Below are 698 nucleotides of genomic sequence, written 5' to 3'. Positions count from 1 at the left end.
CTGCGCGGCAAGGGCTTCGCGCTGGGCCGCGGCGCCGCGCCCTCAGCGCAGGCGGGCGCTTCCGGCGCCTGAGCCCCGGCACGGCGGCGGGCGGCACGGTTCTGCGTGACGGAACCACCCAGCCCGTCGGGCATTCCGCTGCCGCCGGGACAGCCGCTGGCATGGAGGTGTGAAAGTCATCTGGGCGACTCTGTGCGGCCCGATTCGATGGGGGTTTCCCCTAAATTGTTCTGCATTGCAGAATTCCGATCTGCCCTCGACACCGGCCTCGCTAAGCTGGGTTGGCATTCCATTCTTCCCTTGACGGCCCGCTTGCGCGGTGTGCCGCCGGGGCCGGATGCACAGCCCAACCCACAGGAGTCAAGTCGATGGAGATCTTCCGGTTCCCGGGGACGTCAGGCCGAGCGGCGTGTCCGTCCTCCCTTTCCAGGCCCGCAGGCGCCCTGTCCAGCCCGCGCGGCGGGGGGGGCGGCTGATGGACATCTTTCTGCAACAGGTGCTCAACGGCCTGACGCTGGGCGGCATCTACAGCCTCGTGGCCCTCGGCCTGACGCTGGTCTACGGCATCCTGCACGTACCCAACTTTGCGCACGGCGCGTTCTACATGGTGGGCGCCTTCGTCTCGTTCCACCTGATGTCGGCCTGGGGCTGGAATTACTGGCTGGCCATGGCCGGCGCGGCGGCCTGCGTGGCGCTGT

The 698-nt window shown here is 68.8% G+C and carries 1 pseudogene; it reads left to right on the top strand.

The annotated features are described in order from the left end of the window. Window positions 1–475 precede the first annotated feature (475 nt). Window positions 476–698: pseudogene (locus B2J89_RS21375) on the top strand (branched-chain amino acid ABC transporter permease); the annotation flags it as partial.

It is taken from the genome of Acidovorax sp. SRB_24 (assembly GCF_012931925.1).
Note: the sequence above shows the minus strand (reverse complement) of the source record. Positions and strands in the feature narration are given on the sequence as shown.